General features: G+C 64.6%; 16 protein-coding genes. 9 read left to right on the top strand and 7 right to left on the bottom strand.

The features are described 5' to 3' along the window. The 3 genes from hfq to JQ631_RS10275 form a co-directional block, all read right to left on the bottom strand. Entirely contained in the window at window positions 1–249 is a 249-nt protein-coding gene (gene hfq / locus JQ631_RS10265) for an RNA chaperone Hfq (RefSeq protein WP_007591126.1), read from the bottom strand. A 241-nt stretch (window positions 250–490) separates the two neighbouring features. After that, entirely contained in the window at window positions 491–1,861 is a 1,371-nt protein-coding gene (gene ntrX / locus JQ631_RS10270) for a nitrogen assimilation response regulator NtrX (protein WP_212325922.1), read from the bottom strand. Window positions 1,862–1,878: 17 nt separating this feature from the next. Then, entirely contained in the window at window positions 1,879–4,296 is a 2,418-nt protein-coding gene (locus JQ631_RS10275; RefSeq protein WP_212325923.1) for a sensor histidine kinase, read from the bottom strand. Between the two features lie 185 nt (window positions 4,297–4,481). Here JQ631_RS10275 and JQ631_RS10280 point away from each other — a divergent pair, with 185 nt between their 5' ends. Next, the gene (locus JQ631_RS10280) at window positions 4,482–4,628 is read left to right on the top strand and encodes a hypothetical protein (protein ID WP_212325924.1); all 147 of its coding nucleotides are present in this window, start codon (window positions 4,482–4,484) and stop codon (window positions 4,626–4,628) included. A 179-nt stretch (window positions 4,629–4,807) separates the two neighbouring features. On the opposite strand, the gene ntrC is transcribed toward JQ631_RS10280, so the two are convergent. Genes ntrC through dusB form a run of 3 tightly spaced genes read right to left on the bottom strand, consistent with a single transcriptional unit; the run spans window position 4,808 to window position 8,427 of the window. Next, window positions 4,808–6,250, bottom strand: a complete 1,443-nt coding sequence (gene ntrC / locus JQ631_RS10285; protein WP_212325926.1) for a nitrogen regulation protein NR(I) — start codon at window positions 6,248–6,250, stop codon at window positions 4,808–4,810. Between the two features lie 9 nt (window positions 6,251–6,259). Then, entirely contained in the window at window positions 6,260–7,429 is a 1,170-nt protein-coding gene (locus tag JQ631_RS10290; RefSeq protein WP_212325928.1) for a two-component system sensor histidine kinase NtrB, read from the bottom strand. Further along, window positions 7,426–8,427 (bottom strand): tRNA dihydrouridine synthase DusB, encoded by a 1,002-nt coding sequence (gene dusB / locus JQ631_RS10295; protein WP_212325930.1) that lies wholly within the window; start codon window positions 8,425–8,427, stop codon window positions 7,426–7,428. The genes JQ631_RS10290 and dusB overlap by 4 nt, the downstream gene beginning before the upstream one ends. Window positions 8,428–8,706: 279 nt before the next feature. Here dusB and JQ631_RS10300 point away from each other — a divergent pair, with 279 nt between their 5' ends. After that, entirely contained in the window at window positions 8,707–9,888 is a 1,182-nt protein-coding gene (locus JQ631_RS10300; protein ID WP_212325932.1) for a bifunctional 2-C-methyl-D-erythritol 4-phosphate cytidylyltransferase/2-C-methyl-D-erythritol 2,4-cyclodiphosphate synthase, read from the top strand. Between the two features lie 4 nt (window positions 9,889–9,892). Beyond that, on the top strand, window positions 9,893–10,504 hold the full coding sequence (locus JQ631_RS10305) for a CinA family protein (protein WP_212325934.1): 612 nt from the start codon (window positions 9,893–9,895) through the stop codon (window positions 10,502–10,504). Window positions 10,505–10,510: 6 nt separating this feature from the next. Here the strand turns inward: JQ631_RS10305 and JQ631_RS10310 are convergent, their stop codons facing one another. Then, entirely contained in the window at window positions 10,511–11,287 is a 777-nt protein-coding gene (locus JQ631_RS10310) for a mechanosensitive ion channel family protein (RefSeq protein ID WP_212325936.1), read from the bottom strand. An 874-nt stretch (window positions 11,288–12,161) separates the two neighbouring features. Here JQ631_RS10310 and JQ631_RS10315 point away from each other — a divergent pair. The 6 genes from JQ631_RS10315 to JQ631_RS10340 are packed head-to-tail and all read left to right on the top strand — an operon-like array spanning window position 12,162 to window position 17,266. Continuing rightward, on the top strand, window positions 12,162–12,833 hold the full coding sequence (locus JQ631_RS10315) for a c-type cytochrome (protein WP_212328562.1): 672 nt from the start codon (window positions 12,162–12,164) through the stop codon (window positions 12,831–12,833). A gap of 11 nt (window positions 12,834–12,844) precedes the next feature. Beyond that, entirely contained in the window at window positions 12,845–14,083 is a 1,239-nt protein-coding gene (locus JQ631_RS10320) for a cytochrome c (protein ID WP_212328561.1), read from the top strand. Between the two features lie 19 nt (window positions 14,084–14,102). After that, window positions 14,103–14,279, top strand: coding sequence for a hypothetical protein (locus tag JQ631_RS10325; protein ID WP_212325938.1), 177 nt, complete (start codon window positions 14,103–14,105; stop codon window positions 14,277–14,279). After that, window positions 14,276–14,842 carry a cupredoxin domain-containing protein gene (locus tag JQ631_RS10330; RefSeq protein ID WP_212325940.1) on the top strand — a complete coding sequence of 189 codons (567 nt, stop codon included), beginning with the start codon at window positions 14,276–14,278 and terminating at the stop codon, window positions 14,840–14,842. Before JQ631_RS10325 ends, JQ631_RS10330 begins: the two co-directional genes overlap by 4 nt. Then, a complete protein-coding gene (locus tag JQ631_RS10335) occupies window positions 14,829–16,451 on the top strand; it encodes a b(o/a)3-type cytochrome-c oxidase subunit 1 (RefSeq protein ID WP_212325942.1) in 1,623 nt (540 codons plus the stop codon). Before JQ631_RS10330 ends, JQ631_RS10335 begins: the two co-directional genes overlap by 14 nt. Continuing rightward, window positions 16,451–17,266: a c-type cytochrome gene (locus JQ631_RS10340; RefSeq protein WP_212325945.1), complete on the top strand. Its 816-nt coding sequence runs from the start codon at window positions 16,451–16,453 to the stop codon at window positions 17,264–17,266. Before JQ631_RS10335 ends, JQ631_RS10340 begins: the two co-directional genes overlap by 1 nt. Window positions 17,267–17,279: the final 13 nt, after the last annotated feature.

Genomic DNA, 17,279 nt, shown 5'->3' on the forward strand with positions numbered 1-17,279 from the left:
TCAAGCCGGCTGATCCTCGCCGCCTTCGAACAGCTGGATCGGAGCGCCCGGCATGATGGTCGAGATCGCGTGCTTGTAGACAAGCTGCGAGTGACCGTCGCGCCGAAGCAGCAAACAGAAATTATCGAACCAGGTCACGATGCCCTGGAGCTTCACTCCGTTGACCAGAAAGATCGTCAGTGGCGTCTTGGTTTTGCGAACGTGATTAAGGAAGGTGTCCTGTAGGTTTTGTGCGCGGTCTGCCGCCATTGTTTTTTTCTCGCTTTGAGTTTCTTTTTATAGCGCCGGTTGCGGCCCTGTTTTTTGGGCCTTCGTCCGGTTGCCGTCCCTCATGAGATCCCCCTCTAGGGAACAGCCTGATGATTAGAAGGCAGGTGGACATTTTAGGCAAGCTGCTTCAGGCGGCAGGACGCGCCCTATTTCTCCGAAAATTTACGGAAATAGATGATTTTTCTCAGATATCCCTGAGGTCGCGCCGCGACGTCGCGCCTCAGCCGACCCCGAGCGCCTTCAACTTCCGGTGCAGCGCCGAACGTTCCATGCCAACAAACTCGGCCGTTCGAGAAATATTTCCTGAAAAACGGCTGATCTGGGCAATCAAATAGTCGCGTTCGAACACTTCACGTGCCTCGCGCAGCGGCAGGCCCATGATGTGCTCGCCATTGTTGCTGGTCGGCATCGCCGGCACCATCGAGCCGACGTCCTGCGGCAGCATGTCGGCGGTGATGATCACCTCCGGCCCACCGGCGGCCAGAATCATGACTCTTTCAACGTTGTTGCGGAGCTGGCGTACGTTGCCCGGCCAGACATGCGATTGCAGAACCGCCATCGCGTCCTGGCCGATCTGCCGCTTCGGCAGGCCACTGCCGGCCGAGATCTGCTCCATGAAATAGTCGATCAATTCCGGAATGTCCTCGCGCCGCTCCGAGAGCGCGGGCACGCGGATCGGCACCACCGAGAGGCGGTGATAGAGATCCTCGCGGAAATGGCCGGCCGCGATCTCCTCTTCGAGATTACGCGCGGTGGACGAGATGATGCGGACGTCGACCTGCACCTTGGCGGTGCCTCCGACGCGCTGGAACGACTGCTCGACCAGCACGCGCAAAATCTTGTTCTGGGTCTCGCGCGGCATGTCCGCGATTTCGTCGATAAACAGCGTGCCGCCATGGGCTTCCTCGAGCGCGCCGGGCTTGCGCGGCTGCTCGCCGTTCAACTGCTCGATGCCGAATAGCTCGTGCTCCATCCGTTCCGGCGTGATCGCGGCCGCGTTGATGACGACGAAGGGACCATCGGCGCGGCCCGAGGCCGTGTGCAGCGTGCGCGCGGTCAATTCCTTGCCGGCTCCGGCGGGGCCGACGATCAGGATGCGGCTGTTGGCCTTGGCCGCACGCTCGATGGTCTGGCGCAGCTGGTTCATGCTCGGCGAGCGGCCGACGAGCTGGCTGGCGCTCGGCGCAAGCTGCTTCAGCTCCTTGACCTCGCGTTTCAGCCGCGAGTTTTCCAGAGCGCGGTTGGCGACCAGGATGAGACGATCGGCCTTGAACGGCTTCTCGATGAAGTCGTAGGCGCCGCGCTTGATCGCGGCGACCGCGGTCTCGATGTTGCCGTGGCCGGAGATCATCACGACCGGCAGATCGGCATTGTCCTTCTTGACCTGCTCCAGCAGCTGCAAGCCGTCAAGCTTGGAGCCCTGCAGCCAAATGTCGAGGAATACGAGGTGCGGCCTGCGATTGCCGATTTCGGCCAAAGCCGAGTCGCTGTCGCGCGCCGTCCGCGTGACAAAACCCTCGTCTTCGAGGATGCCCGCCACGAGATCCCGAATATCGGCCTCATCATCGACAATCAGAATTTCACTTGCCATGGGTCGCGCCTGTCTTGTCAGCTGCCTGTTGAGGCTTCGATTTTCGTTGAATCATTGGTCTTTTCAGCCGGCTCTTTGGTTTCAGCCGCCGGCTCTTTTGTTTCCTGCGTCGTGATGGACTCCGCAGCCGCTTCCTTGATCTCGGGAGAAGCTGTGTCCTTCACCGGTTCTTTGACTGCGACCGCCTGCTCGCCCTCGGCCTTCTTGGCCTCGCCGGAGACCGCAAAGCGCATCCGCATCCAGGCGCCACGCTGGCCTGGGCGGAAATCGGAGGCGTCCTTCAATTCGATGCGGCCGCCATGGTCTTCCAGCACACGGCCGACGATGGCAAGGCCAAGCCCGGTGCCCTTGGCGCGTGTCGTCACATAGGGTTCGAGCAGCCGCGAGCGCGCGACCTTGGGCAGGCCGATGCCGTTGTCGATGACGTCGATCAGCACGTCCTCGCCGTCGCGCGACACCACGACGTCGATGCGGCCCTTGCCGCCGTCCTTGCCGAGCTCCTCCGGCGGTACCTGCTCGATCGCCTCGGTGGCGTTCTTGACGATGTTGGTGACGGCCTGAGAGATCAGCCGTCGGTCGAACTGGGCGCGCAGCGGATCGTCCTTGAACTCGGCTTCGATATCGAGCTCGGGATGGGCGACCTTCATCAGGAACACCGCCTGCCGCACGGTATCGGCGACGTCCTCGCCTTCCATCACGGGCTTGGGCATCCGCGCAAAGCGCGAGAACTCGTCGACCATTCGCCTGATGTCGTCGACCTGGCGCACGATGGTGTCGGTGCACTGCTCGAAGATCTGCTTATCCTTGGTCTCGGTGATGTCCTTGCCGAACTTGCGGCGGATGCGCTCGGCGGAAAGCTGGATCGGCGTCAGCGGGTTCTTGATCTCGTGGGCGATCCGGCGCGCGACATCGCCCCAGGCAGACGTGCGCTGCGCCGAGACAAGCTCGGTGATGTCGTCGAGCGTGATGATGTAGCTGTCGTGCGGCTGGTTCTTCTCGGCGCTGACCCGGACCGACAGATTGCGCTCGGAGCCGTCGCGCGTGATCGTGATCTGGCCCTGGACCAGGCGTTGGGTCCCTTCCCGTGCCGTCTGCATCATCTCGTCGAGTTCGGGCAGCACATCGGACAACGGATGGCCGAGCGTCTCGGCCTCGGAATGCCCGATCAGCTTCTCGGCCGAGCGGTTGAGAATGCCGACGCTGCCCGAGCTGTCCACGCCGATGATGCCTGCGCTCGCGGAGGACAACACGGCCTCAATGAAGCGGCGACGGCTGTCGATGAGATCGCTGGCGTTGACGAGTTCGTCGCGCTGGCTGCGCAATTCCTGCGTCATCTTGTTGAAGGTCTCGCCAAGCTGGGCGAGATCGCCTTCGGACTGATGCACGGGCACCTTCACATGGAGATCGCCGGTCGAGACGGTGTGGGCCGCGTTCATCAGTCGCCGGATCGGCGCCACCAGCGAATTGGCGAAGTTCAGCCCGATCAGCACCGAGGCCATCAGGATGGTCAGCGCGATCACCGCGAACATCAGCGCGAACGCGACCTGGATGCCGAGCCGGCGCGACTCGATCTGGGCGTATTCGGCGACGCTGACCTCGGTCTGCTTGAGCTGATTGACCACGTTCGGATCGAGCGGCCGCGCGACATAGAGGAAGGTGTCGTTGAAGGCGCGCAGGCGGATCACCGCGGCGACGTAGCTCGCGTCCGGCAGCACCGCGATCTCGGGCTCATTCTCGTTGACGTTGCTGAGAAAGTCCGGCGCCGGCGGCGAATAGGCGAGCCGCATGCCGGTGTCCGCGGATTCCAGGATGTTGGTGTTCTTGTCGATGATCATCGCGCCCGGCAGATTGCGCGAGCCGGCGCTCGAGGTCAGCAATTCGCGGAACGAGCGGCGATCCTGGTCGTAGAGCGGTCGGGCATGGGCGATGTCGTTGGCCATGCCGAGGATGTCGCCGCGGATCAGCTGGGCGTGATCCTGCATATAGGCCCGGGCGATCGTCAGCGAATTCTGGATCACTTCCTTGGTGGGCCCCGAGAACAGCCGGTCGAGGCCGCGCTCGATGGTGACGTTGGCGACGACGGCGACCAGCACCGCCGGCAGCACGGCAACGATCGAGAACAGGCTGACGATCTGGACATGGAGGCGCGCGGCCGCCCGCCCCCGCCGCCGGGCCAGGATCAGTTGCCAGAGTTCCCGGACGATGATGCCGACCAGCAGCAGGATCGTGCCGGCATTGATCAAATAGAACGAGCGCACGACTTCCGGCGTCGGCTCGATCTTGGTCAGCCCGGTCAGGACCAAGAAGGTCAGGAACGCCGAGAGCAGCGCCAGCGCCACGGCAAACGGTGCCAGCCAGCGTCGCACCGACCAGCGCCGGGGCTCTTCCGCTGGGGCCGTGTCAAAGGATGCGGCCGAGGTATCTGCGCTGGTCATTCCGGCAATGGGGTGCTGAAAACGGGTCCGCGACGCGCGGATACTGATGTATTCGTACCACATTGTTGCCGAATTGCGACAATTCCGCGGCGTCTCCTCCGCGACGGACGGGCGCATCCACAGGGGATGCCGCCGACTTCAGCGTTTCGCCGGAACGGAATCGGCCTGTACCGGCTTGACCCCGCATGGACAGGATCTTTCTCGCAATCATGGTGTCGGCTGTACTGCTCCTGATCGTGGCCTCCGACCTCTTGGTCAACGGCCCTGGCAGGCAGGAGCAGACGGCCGAAATGGCCAACATGCAACCGGTCATGGCGCGCCTGATCCGGTAGACGCGACGCAATGCCCTGCGAAAATAGCACCTGCCCCAGGAACTATTCAGCTCTATCCGGACTTCTGCTCTCCGCGCGGACCACAACGGCCAGCGCGATTCGGACAGGCTCAGCTCCGCTTTAATAGGGGAGCTGAGCCACTCCCGTGCAATCGCGTTCCGCGTCTGTCACGCGAGAGACTAGCCCCCGCTCCTGTACACCTGGATATCGAGATCCCGGATCTTCTTCCGCAACGTGTTGCGGTTGAGGCCGAGCAGATCAGCGGCGCGGATCTGGTTTCCGCGGGTTGCGGCGAGCGCCGCCGTCAGCAGCGGCACCTCGATCTCCTTGAGGATGCGGTGATAGAGGCCCGGCGGCGGCACGCCGTTCGGGAAGCCCTGGAAGTGCGATGACAGATAAGCCTCTACCGCACCGCCGAGATTATCGACGCCCTGCTGGACCGCGGCACCCGGACTGACCGAGGGCGGCGCGAGTTCGCCGTCGATGACGGTGGCCGTAATCACGTCCTGCGGGTACAGCGCCGCAAGGCGGCGAGCGAGGTTTTCCAGCTCGCGCACGTTGCCGGGCCAGCGATGCTGCTTCATCCGCTCCAGCGCCAGCGTGTCGAGCTTCTTCGGCGGCAAGCCGTCCTTCTCGGCGAGCGAGAAGAAGTGCCGCACCAGATCCGGCAGATCCTCGATGCGCTCGCGCAAGGGCGGCAGCCGCAGCGGCACGACGTTGAGACGGAAGAACAGGTCTTCGCGGAACAGCCCCTGCTGGATCAGCACGCGCAGATCCTTGTTGGAGGCCGCGACGATGCGCACGTCGGTCTTGATCGGGGTGCGGCCACCGACGGTGGTGTATTCGCCCTGTTGCAGCACGCGCAGCAGGCGGGTCTGCGCCTCCATCGGCATGTCGCCGATTTCGTCGAGGAACAGCGTGCCGCCCTCGGCCTGCTCGAACCGGCCGGACGCACGCGTATTGGCACCGGTGAACGCGCCCCGCTCATGGCCGAACAGCTCGGACTCGATCAGGTCACGCGGGATCGCCGCCATGTTGACCGCGACGAACGGGCCGTTGCGGCGTTTGCCGTAATCGTGCAGCGCGCGGGCGACCAGCTCCTTGCCGGTGCCGGACTCGCCCGTGATCATCACGGTGAGGTCGGTCTGCATCAGGCGTGCGAGCACGCGGTAGATTTCCTGCATCGCCGGCGAACGGCCGACCAGCGGGATCGCCTCCATCTCGCCGTCGTCGTCCGGCGCCGCAACGCGCTCCTTCGGCTCGGCCAGCGCGCGGCCGACGATGGCGATCAGCTCCTTCAGGTCGAAGGGCTTCGGCAGATATTCATAGGCGCCGCGCTCGGAGGCGCGGATCGCCGTCATGAAGGTGTTTTGCGCGCTCATGACGATGACGGGCAAATTCGGCCGCATCTTCTTGATCCGCGGCAACAGGTCGAAGGCGTTTTCGTCCGGCATCACCACGTCGGTGATGACGAGATCGCCCTCCCCCTGACTGACCCAGCGCCATAACGTCGCGGCGTTGCCGGTCAGCCTGACTTCATAACCAGCCCGGGAAAGTGCCTGGTTGAGAACCGTGCGGATGGCGGTGTCGTCATCAGCTACGAGAATGCTACCTGCGGGCATCGCTAATCCTCATTTTGCCCCCTGTGATGCAGACGACGACTTCCCGGCAGAGCCGTCGTGACTGCTGTGATCGGTGATCTTGACCGATGTCGAGTACATCGGCATCAGCACGCGGAAGGTGGTCTTGCGCGGCTGAGACTCGCATTCGATGATGCCCCCGTGATCGCCGACGATCTTGGCGACCAGCGCCAGACCAAGGCCCGAGCCGGTCTGCTTGGTGGTCACGAAGGGATCGAACAGGTTGGGCAGAAGATCGTCCGGCACGCCCGGTCCATTGTCCCTCACGCAGAATTCAAGCGGCAGGGATACCCGGGTTTTTTGACCGGGGACTGACAGGCGCACGCCGGGGCGGAACGCGGTGGTGAGCTGGATCTCGGCGTCAGGCACGTCGATCAGCGCTTCGGCGGCATTCTTCACCAGATTGAGGAACACCTGGATCAGCTGGTCCTGGTTCGCCAGCACCGGCGGCAGCGAGGGATCGTAGTCCTCGACGAAGCGGATGTTTCGGGCGAAGCCCGACTGCGCCAGCCGCTTCACGTGATCGAGCACCGAATGGATGTTGACTGGGCCGCGCACCACGGGCCGTTCGTCGCCGAACACCTCCATGCGGTCGACCAGCGTGACGATACGGTCGGCCTCGTCGCAGATCAGCCGCGTCAGCATGCGGTCCTCGGTCGAGGCCTGCTGCTCGAGCAATTGCGCGGCGCCACGGATGCCGGAGAGCGGATTCTTGATCTCGTGCGCGAGCATGGCCGCCAGCGCGATCACCGAACGCGCGGCGCTGCGATGGGTGAGCTGGCGGTCCATCTTGTCGGCGATGGAGCGCTCCTGGAGCATCACCACGATATGGCCGGGCCGCTCCGTGAGCGGGGCAACGTGGAGATCGACCTGCCGGTCGCCGCCCATGCGTGGCGTGCCGAGATCGACCTTGTATTCGTTGACCGGCGCGTTCGACGAGCGCACCTGGTCGATCAGCGCCAGCAAGGGACTGCCGAACGGCACCAGCTCTTTCAGCGACTGCCGCTTCAGGAACTGAGTCGAGATATCGAAGAAGGCTTCGGTCGCGATATTGGCGGCCACGATCTTGCCGTCCGGCCCGATCATGAGCACCGGATTGGGCAAGGCATCCAGGATCGCGTCGCTGTCGTCCGGCTTGCGATGGTCGGCGGCTGAGGTCATGCAGCGGCGCTCCATGCGAAGTCGTCGAACGCATCTTGCAGCAACTGATGGACGAGTCCGGGCTCTTCGGAGGTCAGGATCTTCTGGCGCCAGGCCTTCAGCGTCGCGACCGGCGCGCCGCTCGCTTCGGCCGCGACATCGAGCGCCCAGCCGAGATGCTTGCGTGCGTGCTTGAGGCCCACGCGCATCCCATAGAGTGCGCAAACGCCTTCATAGAGCGTGCGAACGTAATGGAGCTGGGTCGCGAGCGACGGCGCGGTTTCAGCCGCCCCGCCGTTCAGGCGGCGGCCGATTTCGCCGGGCAGCCATGGCTGGCCGTTCGCGCCGCGGCCGATCATGACGGCATCGGCGCCGGAGGCGTCGAGCGCTGAGAGCGCCTTCTCGTAGGTGGTGATGTCGCCATTGACGACGAGCGGAATCGAGATGGCCTCGCGCACCGCGCGGATCGCATCCCAATCGGCCTCGCCCTTGTAGAACTGGCAGCGGGTGCGACCATGAACGGTCACGAGCTTGATGCCGGCAGCCTCCGCGCGGCGCGCCAATTCCGGTGCGTTGCGCGTGCGGTCGTCCCAGCCGAGCCGCATCTTCAGTGTCACCGGAACTTTCACGGCGGCAATCGTCGCCTCGATCAGGCTGGCGGCGTGATCGAGATCGCGCATCAGGGCCGAGCCCGACTGGCCGCCGGTGACGTGACGGGCGGGACAGCCCATATTGATATCGATGATGTCGGCGCCTTCGGCCTCGGCGATCCGGGCGCCCTCCGCCATCCAATGCGCCTCGCAGCCGGCAAGCTGGACCACATGGGGCCCGACCCCGGTCGCTTCGCAGCGCAACCGCGACATGCGGTGGCCGTTGGCGAGCTCATCACTGGCGGTCATTTCGGAGACGACAAGGCCCGCCCCGAGCTCGGCGGCGAGCTTCCGGACGGGCGAGTCGGTCACTCCCGACATCGGAGCCAGGAAGACCGGGGTAGCGATTTCAATATCGCCTATCTTCAACGGCTTAGAGCCTGATCCTGCCGAGCCGGTCACAGTGGTTCCGTTGAGTGGGCAGGGCCTCATCGCGTCTGCCAGGGATTATCTTGCGCACAATTCTTGTGCAGTCAAGCGCCTTGCCTACAGTTTAGACAGTTCTGCAGATCTTTCAAGTGCAGTGCAGCAAATTGTTGAATCCGACAATCCAGGGAAACCCCCTTTTTTTGCGGGCCTGCCGTGCTAGAGGCATGCCGGCAATCACCCCACCCGACGCATCCCTTAACAGTCGAATATTTGAGTCCTATGGCGAAATCACAGCGCACCGCAGTCGTTCTTGTTGCGGCCGGACGTGGCCTGCGCGCCGGCGCCGGTGGCCCCAAGCAATATCGCGAGATCGGCGGCGTGCCCGTGATCTACCGCGCCATGGAAGCCTTCAGCACCCACCCCGAAATCTTCGCCGTGCAGCCGGTGGTGAACCCCGACGACAGCGCGATGTTCACGGCCGCGGTTCAAGGGCTCAAGCACGAGGCGCCGGCCAATGGCGGCGCGACGCGTCAGGCCTCGGTGCTGTCAGGCCTCGAAGCGCTGGCCCGGCACGAGCCCGACATTGTCCTGATCCACGATGCCGCTCGCCCCTTCGTCTCTTCGGGCGTGATCTCGCGCGCGATCGAGGCGGCCGGCCGCACGGGCGCGGCGATCCCCGTCGTCCCCGTCACCGACACCATCAAGGTCACCAGTGCGGGCGGCGATGTCGAGGACACGCCGGATCGAGCTTCCTTGCGAATTGCGCAGACGCCGCAATCCTTTCGTTTCGATGTCATCCTCGAAGCACATCGTCGCGCGGCCAAGGACGGACGCTCTGATTTCACCGATGATGCCGCGATCGCCGAATGGGCGGGATTGACGGTTGCGACCTTTGAAGGCGATGTTGCCAATATGAAGCTCACCACCCCCGAGGATTTCGTGCGCGAGGAAGCGCGCCTGGCCAACCTGCTCGGCGACATCAGGACCGGCACGGGCTATGACGTGCACGCCTTCGGTGAAGGCGACCACCTCATGCTCTGCGGCGTGCGCGTGCCCCACACCAGGGGCTTCCTGGCTCACTCCGACGGCGATGTCGGGCTGCATGCACTGGTCGATGCCATTCTCGGCGCGCTCGCCGACGGCGACATCGGCTCGCACTTCCCGCCGAGTGATGCGAAATGGAAGGGCGCCTCCTCCGATCAGTTCCTGAAATACGCCATCGAGCGCGTCACGGCCCGCGGCGGCCGCGTCGCCAATCTCGAGGTCACCATGATCTGCGAGCGGCCGAAGATCGGCCCGCTGCGCGACGTCATGCGCGCCCGCATCGCCGAGATCTCCGGCGTCGACATTTCCCGCGTCGCGGTGAAGGCGACGACCAGCGAGCGGCTCGGCTTCACGGGGCGCGAGGAAGGCATCGCGGCCACCGCGAGCGCCACCATCCGTCTTCCCTGGAGCGCGTAAGACCATGGGCGGCAGCGACGCACGCGCCCTCTCCCGCTCGCTGCTCGATCTGTGCCGGATGCGCAAGCTGACGATCGCGACCGCCGAGTCCTGTACCGGCGGTCTCGTGGCCGGCGCACTGACCGACATTCCCGGCTCCTCTGACGTGATCGACCGCGGCTTCGTCACCTATTCCAATGACGCCAAACGCGCGATGCTCGGCGTCGAGGCCGGCACGCTCACGAATTTCGGCGCCGTCAGCAAGGAGACCGCGACCGCGATGGCGGTTGGCGCGCTCGAGCGGGCCGATGTCGATCTCGCGGTCGCCATCACCGGCATCGCCGGCCCCGGGGGCGCCACCCCCGGCAAGCCGGTCGGCCTCGTGCATTTCGCCGCCGCCGCCCGCGACGGCCGCATCATCCATCGCGAGCAGCGTTTCGGCGCGATCGGCCGCACGGCCGTGCGTCAGCGCTCCGTGGTCGAGGCATTGCGCATGCTGATGGAGCTTGCCCGCGGCCCGCAAGCCGCAGCCAAGCCGCGCCGCGCGGCGGCTGCAACGCGACTTCGACCGCGCGTGACCCGCTCGCCGCGCCGTCACGCCGCGAAGCGCAGGACTCCGCGGTCGCCGCGCGGCTGAGACACGCTACGCCGCCGCCAGCAACGCGCTCGCATGATCGAGCACGCGCTGCTTGACCGCATCGGCATCAGCCGGCTTCACCTTCGCGCTTACGGTCAATTCCACGAGAGGTGCCGCCGGATCGGCGGCGATCACTTTCGACACGTTGACTGACGGCGCGGCGTGATCGTCGACGCGCGGGTCATCGCGCAACTCCTTCAGGATCCGGTCGGCGAGCGCATTGGCCGCGCCGGCCCTGACCGGAAACGTCACCTTGACCTCGCCCGTGCCCGGATAGGCGCTGTGATTGATGATCGCCGCGCCCCAGACCTGCCCGTTCGGCAACAGGATCTGCGTGTTGTCGCCCGCGACCAACTCGGTCATGAACAGCGACAGCGATTGCACCTTGCCGGCCTTGCCGCCGACCTCGACATCATCGCCGATGTGGAACGGTCGAAACAGCAGCAGCATCACGCCGGCGGCGAGATTGGACAGCGTGCCTTGCAGGGCGAGGCCAATGGCGAGTGACGTTGCGCCCAGCACCGCGACGAGGCTCGCGGTCTGGATGCCGAAGAGCTGCAGCACGGCGATGCCGACGATAGCCAGCACGCCGTAGCGCGTGACACTGGAGACGAAGAACGTGACGAGCGGATCGACCCGGTGCCCGACGTTGAGCACACGCGTGACGACGCGCTGCATGGCGCCGGACAGATACCAACCAACCGCCAGCAGCAGGATCGCGTAGATGGCGTTCAGCCCATACAGGACGAGCGAGGCTTTCAGCGTGTCGAAATTGATGGTCATGAGGTCTCCCACCCGCACAATCCGGAGGAAACGCGGACCGGCGTGAAATGATCCCGAAGGGAACACGCAATCCCTTGCGTTGTCCGACGGGCAAAACACCCAATCAGCGGGTCAATCCGGCCAGGCAAAAACATTCCGCTTTACCGAAATTCTGATTTGCCGTAGACGTCAGCCGCCTCATCCCGGTCAGAGGGACGTATCGCGATCGTCACGAACGTGGGGTGAGCCGTGGTGGACGCCGACTGCATCGGCGCGACTGACATCGCAGGGCGGGCAACCGTGAGCGAGCGCGTCGCGCAAACGACCGGTGCGGTCAGCGTACGGTAAAACCGTGTCGTCCTGGCGCCCGGAGTCTGTGCGTCAAGTCTTGCGGTGATGGATGCGGCTCAACCGGGCCCGTGCATCAGCCATCTGCAAGGCGACGGGGGCAATAGTGCATCGCTCCCCGGGGAGAGCTCGGCATAAGCCGTCAACCCACTGCGCAGGGAAGGCCGGATGTTTGGCTTCACCTGTATGCCGCTGTGCAGCCTCTTGTAGCGCAACCTTCGCACAGTGGACCGCGGGTGCCAGCCGGCACCCGGTCTTCCCTGCGCCCTCTGACATCGGAGGGTGGCAACACCAAGCAGAGCTCGGGCGCAGTGCGTCGCGGGGCTGCAGCGACATGTTTGCTTTTCAAATTGCACGCAAATTTTGCCCAAATCGATCGCGATGTGCGACGCAGCGGCGCGACCGAACGTCTTGTCACTAAGTGATCTTGCGTTGAAAAATATTGGCGCAATAATGCCGCTCTACGTTGTGAGCCGGAATCAACCGGTCCAGCACTCTGGAGGGCGACATCGTGTTCGCTCGCGAAGCGGTTTTGGCCGCTGCACTGATGACCTTCGCCGCCTTTGATGGTGCGGCTGCACAAGCGGCCAACCAGCCCCCCGACACGATGGCGGCGCGGGTGGAAGCGTGCACGCCCTGTCACGGCAACAAGGGCGAAGGCACCAGCGACGTCTATTTCCCGCGGCTTGCCGGCAAGCCGTCAGGTTATCTCTACAATCAATTGCTCGCCTTCCGCAGTGGCAGGCGCAAATATCCGCCGATGAACTATCTGCTGGAGTTTCTGCCCGATCCATATCTGGAAGCGATGGCGGAGTATTTTGCGGGCGAGCACCCGGCATTGCCGCAGCCCGTGCCGAGCGAGGTCAGCAAGGAGGTCCTTGCTCATGGTGAGTTGCTCGCGACCAGCGGCGATGCCGGTCGCAACATACCGGCGTGCGTGAGCTGCCATGGCCCGGGACTTACGGGCATGCAGCCCGGCATTCCCGGCCTGCTCGGCCTGCGTGCGCCCTACATCAGTGCCCAACTCGGCGCCTGGCGCTACGGCACGCGCACGGCGAAATCACCCGACTGCATGCAGATCGTCGCCGGCCATCTGACCGAGGCCGACGTCACTGCTGTCGCGGCCTGGCTTGCGACGCGCCCTGCCCCTGCCAATCCTGCTCCCGTGGCGAAAGGCACCTACGCGCTGCCCTTCGGCTGCGGCAGCCAGCCCAACTGACGAGGCGGATGATGGGCTCGAAACTGTCGATCGCACTGCTTGCATTCGCCGCGCTCACCACGAGCGCGCATGCGCAGGATAAGAACAGCGACATCATTGCGCGCGGCGAATATCTCGCCCGTGCCGGCGACTGCACAGCCTGCCACACCGCGCCGGAGGGCCATCTGTTTGCCGGCGGCCGCGCCATGCCGACACCCTTCGGGACGCTCTACACCTCCAATATCACACCCGACCCTGATACCGGGATCGGCAAGTGGAGCGCGAACGATTTCTACAAGACCATGCACAGCGGCCGCTACCCGGATGGCGGGCTGATCTATCCGGCGATGCCGTTCGCCTCCTACACCAAGGTGACGCGCGCCGACAGCGATGCGATTTTCGCCTACTTGCGATCGATTCCGCCTGTGAACCAGAAGAACCGGCAGCACGAGCTGCGTTTCCCCTATGACAACAGGCAGCTCATCCTCGGCTGGCGCACGCTGTTCTTCAGCGAGGGCGAGTTCAAGCCCGATCCGAGCAAATCGGCCGAATGGAATCGCGGCGCCTATCTGGTCGAAGGCCTCGGCCATTGCGGCATGTGCCATTCGCCGATCAACGCACTCGGCGGCACCTCGCAGTCCGACGCCTTCAAGGGTGGCCTGATCCCGATGCAGAACTGGTACGCGCCCTCGCTCACTTCCAACCGCGAGGCGGGCCTCGGCGACTGGAGTATCAAGGACATCACCGATCTGCTCCAGACCGGTGTCTCCGCGCGCGGCGTGGTCTACGGGCCGATGGCGGAGGTCGTGCACAACAGCCTGCAATACCTCGACGATGCCGACACCAAGGCGATGGCGGTGTACCTCAAGGGTATCGCGGAAGGCTCGTCGCCGCCCCCGTCCAGCTCGGTGCTGCCGAACACCGAGAGCAGCCTGCTGATCAGCCTCGGCAAGACCGTCTACGACAAGAACTGCGCCAGCTGCCATGGCACGCAGGGCGAAGGCAAGCCGCCGCACTGGCCGCCGCTCGCCAACAACCAGTCGATCGAGATGCAGTCGGCGGTCAACCCGATCCGCATGGTGCTCAATGGGGGCTATCCGCCGGGCACCAAGGGCAACCCGATGCCCTATGGCATGCCGCCGTTCGCGGGCCTGCTCTCCGACAACGAGGTCGCCGCCGTCGTCTCCTACATCCGCACCGCCTGGGGCAATCGCGGCACGCCGGTCTCGGCACGCGAGGCCAACGAGCTGCGCTCCGCACCGCTGAACTGAGAAGCGCCAGAGATCTGTCATGTTCAATTCCGATCCGCCGACCAGCCCAGCCGCCGCCGACCAGGCCGTCGAGGAAGTCGTTGCCCGGGGACCATCAGGCGCCATCGTTCTGGCCGGCATCGCGACGGCCTGCGTCGTCGCGATGTGGCTCGCGTTCTATCTGTTCGTCTTCCTGCCGCGCGGGTCGCTGCAATGAGTGCAGAGGGCACCCATGGCAGCAGCGCCGAGGTCGCGGCCCGCGTCGAGCGGCGCTGGGCCACCATTGCCGTCGTCATCATCGTCGGCATGGCACTGCTCGCGGCCTTCGCCGGCATCCACCAGGCGACCATGCCGCAGCCACGTGTCGAGACCACCGATCCGTCACGCATCCATCTCGCTGGTGAGTTCGTCGAAAGCAATCTCGGCAGCGCGCTGGAAGCCAACGGCAATGTGACCGTGCGTGCGATCGGCCAGCAATATTCCTTCACGCCGGCCTGCATCGTGGTCCCCGTGGACACGCCGATCACGCTTCGTGCGACCAGCGCCGACGTCGTGCACGGCATCCTGATCCAGGGCACCAATGTCAACACGATGCTGGTGCCGGGCTACATCTCCGAGCAGCTGATGCGCTTTACGAAGACCGGCGACTATCTGATGCCCTGCCAGGAGTTCTGCTCCTTCGGCCATGAGGGCATGTGGGGCAAGGTCAAGGTGATCGACAAGACCGACTTCGCAACCCGCGCGAAGGCCGGGGGGAGGCTGAGCTGTGTTGGTCAATAGGAAGCTCATTCTCGCCCATTTCTGGCTGGCCTTCGTGGTGTTCGGGGTCGCACTGACGCTTGGCGCCTGGCAGATGTTCATCCGCAGTCCGATCGGTACCTGGCTCTCCAACCCCGAGCTCTACTATCGCTCGCTGACCGCGCACGGCACGGTGATGGGCTATGTGTTTCCGACACTGGTCGCGATGGGCTTTGGCTATGCCATCAGCGAGTCCGCGCTGCAGCAGCGCCTGGTCGGCGTGCGCTGGGCCTGGACTGGCTTCTGGCTGATCGTGGTCGGAAGCGTCATGGCGGTGATCCCGATCGCATTGGGGCGCGCGTCGGTGCTCTACACGTTCTATCCGCCGCTGATCGGCAGTCTTTTCTACTATCTCGGCGTCGTGCTGGTCGTAGTCGGCTCATGGATCTGGGTCGCCCTGATGTCGATCAATCTGCGCGTCTGGCGCAAGGCGCATCCAGGCGCGCCGGTGCCGCTGGCGATGTTCGCCAATGTCGCGGGCTCCTATCTGTGGGCCTGGACCGCGGTCGGTGCGGCGCTCGAGCTGCTGCTCCAGATCATTCCCGTCGCAGCCGGCCTGAAGAACACGATCGATGCCGGCCTCGCCCGCATCTTCTTCTCCTGGACGCTGCACGCCATCGTCTATTTCTGGCTGATGCCGACCTACATCGCTTATTACACCATCGTGCCGCGCGCGATCGGCGGCCGGGTCTATTCCGACACCATGGCCCGGATTTCCTTCATCCTGTTCCTGGTGGTGGCGATGCCGATCGGCATGCACCACACGTTTGCCGACCCGCAGGTCGGTGCCGGCTTCAAGTTCATCCATTCGGCCTTCACCGCGCTGGTCGCGCTGCCGACGCTGCTGACCGTGTTCACGATCTGCGCCTCGATCGAGATCGCGGCGCGCCTGCGCGGCGGCCGCGGCATGTTCGGCTGGATCAGGGCGTTGCCCTGGGACAATCCGATGCTGCTGGCGCTCGCCTTCTCGTTCGTCATGCTCGGCTTCGGCGGCGCCGGCGGCCTCATCAACATGAGCTACCAGCTCGATGCCTCGATCCACAACACGCAATGGATCACCGGCCATTTCCACCTGATCTTCGGCGGCGCCATCGTGATCATGTATTTTGCGATCGCCTATGACCTTTGGCCGCATCTGACCGGACGCGAGCTGATCGATGTCCGCCTCATCCGCACCCAGCTCTGGCTGTGGTTCATCGGCATGATCGTCACGACCTTCCCGTGGCACTGGGTCGGCATTTTGGGGATGCCGCGCCGCATGGCCTATTTCGACTTCGGCGATCCCGCGATCGCGCCGCAGGCGCTGTCGGTAACCTTCTCCGCCATCGGCGGCTTCATCCTGCTGACCTCGGGCATCATGTTCATCGTCATCCTGGCGCGGGGCATGCGGGCGCCTCAGCTTGACGCCGGCCCCTATCGCTTTGCGCTCGCCGTACACCAGCCCAAGACCGTGCCGGTCGCGCTCAACACACATGCATTGTGGGTGGCGTTGATGATCGCGCTCACCATCACCAATTACGGGTATCCGGTCCTGAATCTGGCACTGGGCGGAGGCACCTCGGTGCCCGCCGTTTATGTGGGAGCGCAGTGATGAGCACGCGCGACCTCTTCACGTTCAGCAATCGCCACTTCTCGATCGGTGTCGGCATCACCGCCGCGATCCTGGTCGTGACAGCGATCGCGGGCTTTATCCTGCTCCCCTTCGCGCAGCCCTGGGTTCAATTCGCTAACGTCTGGGATGCGATCTGCAGCGCCGCCGGCGTGCCGCAGCGGGCAGCAAGCGTGACGGCGCCCGAACAGACCAAGCGCCTGTCGGAGGTTGTGCTGACGTCGCACACGTTGTCGCGTCCGAGCCAGGAGGCGATCGGCCGCGGCGCCACGCTGGCACAGCGCTGTGCGATCTGCCACGGCCCGACCGGCATCAGCCGCGCGGATTCGCCCAACCTCGCCGGCCAGTACGCAGCCGTGATCTACAAGGAGTTGCACGATTTCCGCACCAGCGCGCGCACCAACGCCGTGATGTCGCCCTTCGCCGTCAACCTGACGGACGAAGAAATCGCTGATCTCTCAAACTATTATGCCTATTTGCCGAGGCTTCCGGCCTATCACCCGACGCCGCAACTGCCGAAGCCGAACATCGTCATCTACGGCGCGCCGATGCGCGGCATTGCGCCTTGCGGCGCCTGCCATGGCAGTCTCGACAACAAAACCGGCAGCCCATGGCTGGAGGGACAATCCGAGGCCTATTTGAAGGCACAGCTTCAGGCGTTTGCCTCAGGCGAACGCCGCAACGACATCAGCCAGCAGATGCGCAACATCGCCCGCGCCATGACCCCGCAGGAGATCGAGGCCGCCGCGGCGTATTACGCCTCGCAGCCGCCGGATGTGGTGAAGGCGGTGGACTGAGCCCGGCAGCGAA

The sequence above is a fragment of the Bradyrhizobium manausense genome (genome assembly GCF_018131105.1).
GTDB classification, from domain to species: domain Bacteria; phylum Pseudomonadota; class Alphaproteobacteria; order Rhizobiales; family Xanthobacteraceae; genus Bradyrhizobium; species Bradyrhizobium manausense_B.

Excerpts from the sequence above, each read along its gene's own strand:
- hfq (WP_007591126.1), bottom strand. The coding sequence starts at position 249 with ATGGCGGCAGACCGCGCACAAAACCTACAGGACACCTTCCTTAATCAC.
- JQ631_RS10330 (WP_212325940.1), top strand. The coding sequence starts at position 14,276 with ATGAGTGCAGAGGGCACCCATGGCAGCAGCGCCGAGGTCGCGGCCCGC.
- JQ631_RS10320 (WP_212328561.1), top strand. The coding sequence starts at position 12,845 with ATGGGCTCGAAACTGTCGATCGCACTGCTTGCATTCGCCGCGCTCACC.
- JQ631_RS10280 (WP_212325924.1), top strand. The coding sequence starts at position 4,482 with ATGGACAGGATCTTTCTCGCAATCATGGTGTCGGCTGTACTGCTCCTG.
- ntrC (WP_212325926.1), bottom strand. The coding sequence starts at position 6,250 with ATGCCCGCAGGTAGCATTCTCGTAGCTGATGACGACACCGCCATCCGC.
- JQ631_RS10340 (WP_212325945.1), top strand. The coding sequence starts at position 16,451 with ATGAGCACGCGCGACCTCTTCACGTTCAGCAATCGCCACTTCTCGATC.
- JQ631_RS10300 (WP_212325932.1), top strand. The coding sequence starts at position 8,707 with ATGGCGAAATCACAGCGCACCGCAGTCGTTCTTGTTGCGGCCGGACGT.
- JQ631_RS10275 (WP_212325923.1), bottom strand. The coding sequence starts at position 4,296 with ATGACCAGCGCAGATACCTCGGCCGCATCCTTTGACACGGCCCCAGCG.
- JQ631_RS10305 (WP_212325934.1), top strand. The coding sequence starts at position 9,893 with ATGGGCGGCAGCGACGCACGCGCCCTCTCCCGCTCGCTGCTCGATCTG.
- JQ631_RS10290 (WP_212325928.1), bottom strand. The coding sequence starts at position 7,429 with ATGACCTCAGCCGCCGACCATCGCAAGCCGGACGACAGCGACGCGATC.
- ntrX (WP_212325922.1), bottom strand. The coding sequence starts at position 1,861 with ATGGCAAGTGAAATTCTGATTGTCGATGATGAGGCCGATATTCGGGAT.
- JQ631_RS10325 (WP_212325938.1), top strand. The coding sequence starts at position 14,103 with ATGTTCAATTCCGATCCGCCGACCAGCCCAGCCGCCGCCGACCAGGCC.
- JQ631_RS10310 (WP_212325936.1), bottom strand. The coding sequence starts at position 11,287 with ATGACCATCAATTTCGACACGCTGAAAGCCTCGCTCGTCCTGTATGGG.
- JQ631_RS10315 (WP_212328562.1), top strand. The coding sequence starts at position 12,162 with ATGACCTTCGCCGCCTTTGATGGTGCGGCTGCACAAGCGGCCAACCAG.